This is a genomic window from Pseudonocardia nigra (genome assembly GCF_019396355.1).
Taxonomy (GTDB): Bacteria; Actinomycetota; Actinomycetes; order Mycobacteriales; family Pseudonocardiaceae; genus Pseudonocardia; species Pseudonocardia nigra.
The window spans coordinates 1-1,611 of record NZ_JAHKRK010000442.1; the positions used below are offsets into that span (position 1 = coordinate 1).

At 67.5% G+C, this 1,611-nt stretch carries 1 protein-coding gene; it reads right to left on the reverse strand.

Features of this window, described 5'->3' with window-relative positions:
• Window positions 1-98 precede the first annotated feature (98 nt).
• The gene (locus tag KME75_RS41410; RefSeq protein ID WP_219420445.1) at window positions 99-1,364 is read right to left on the reverse strand and encodes an IS110 family RNA-guided transposase; all 1,266 of its coding nucleotides are present in this window, start codon (window positions 1,362-1,364) and stop codon (window positions 99-101) included.
• Window positions 1,365-1,611 lie beyond the last annotated feature (247 nt).

Genomic DNA, 1,611 nt, shown 5'->3' on the forward strand with positions numbered 1-1,611 from the left:
ACGTGGTTGCGGGAAGGTGGCTGATACGTGAATCGAGGTGACCCGGGCGCGTGAAGGTACCCGGCACGCAGCGGTGCCGGGTTCTTTTCGGTGTTGGGTTAGGCCGCGGGGTCGAGAGTGACGGTGTGGCCGAGCGCTTGGAGCTTGGCCACGAGCCGGCGGGTTTCGATCGCGGGGTCGAGGCGGGCGGCGAAGTAGTCGGCGCCGAGGTCGTGGTAGGGGCGGCCGGTGGCCAGGACGTACCAGATGATCACGGCGAGCTTGTGTGCGACGGCGATGATCGCTTTCTTCTTCGCCGCGGGGCTGCGCCACCCGCCGAACTTCAGGACGCTGCGGCGGTAGAACTCACGCAGGTAGCCGTCGGTGCGGACCGCGGCCCAGGCGCACTCGACCAGCACTGGTTGCAGGTGCTGGTTGCCCTTACGGCGGTGCCCGCGGTACCGCTTACCTGCCGACTCGTGGTTACCCGGGCACAGCCCGGTCCAGGACCCCAGGTGCTGGGCGGTCGGGAAGTAGTCGCTGAGCTCAACCCCGATCTCGGAGATGACCGCAGCCGAGGCCAGCTCGCCGATCCCGGGGATGCTCTTCAGCAGGTCCCGCTGGGCGCGAAAGGGCTGCATCATCTCCTCGACCTGGCCATCAAGCTTGGTGATCATCGCTTCCAGTTGGTCGAGGTGCTGCAGGTGCAGCCGGCACATCAGGGCGTGGTGGGCGTCGAAGCGGCCCTCCACCGCCACGGCCAGGTCCCCGATCTTGGCGCGCATCCGGCCCCGGGCCAGGTCGGCCAGCACCCCGGGGCGGCGCTCGCCATCGATGAGGGCTTCCACCATCACCCGAGCGGACTTGGTGGTCAGACTGGACGCCACCGAGTCGATCTTGATGCCGGCGTCCTGCAGGACATTGCCCAGCCGCTGCAACTCCGAGGTGTGCGACTCCACCAGCTTGGTGCGGTAGCGCAGCACATCACGGGCGGCCTTGATCTCGGCGGGTGGGATGAAACTGCCCCGCACCAACCCGCACTCCAGCAACTGCGCCAGCCACTCCGCGTCGGACAGGTCGGTCTTGCGACCCGGCACGTTCTGCACATGCCGGGTGTTGCACACCAACACCCGCTCGAACCGGCCATGCTCGACCAGCGCGTGATACACCGGCATCGAGTACACGCCGGTGGCCTCCATCGCCACATGCGTCACCCCCTGCTCGGTCAGCCACCGCGCGGCCTGCTTGAGCACCCCATAGAAGGCCTTGAACGTGCGCTTGACCGTCTGCCGCCCATCCAGCCCATCACCCGGCAACCGCACCGCCACCGCGATCACGTCCTTGCCCACATCCACCGCGGCGCACCTCTGATACAGGACCTGCATGACCCACCTACCCCTGCCCGCACGACCATCCGACACGCGCGCCGCCCGCAGAGCCCCACACATGATCTAAGAGACTGATACACGCGCTCACAGCAGCAACCGGGGGACACCCGCAGGTGAGGACTCCAGCGTCAATCTTTGCTACGGCCACCCAGGGCCAAACCACAACGACGTCAGCGGACGGCGCACGCAGCGATTCTCATCCACCCGGGAGCGGCCCGCAGGGCCATCCCCCTCTTTGCTGCAA

Excerpts from the sequence above, each read along its gene's own strand:
- KME75_RS41410 (WP_219420445.1), bottom strand. The coding sequence starts at position 1,364 with ATGCAGGTCCTGTATCAGAGGTGCGCCGCGGTGGATGTGGGCAAGGAC.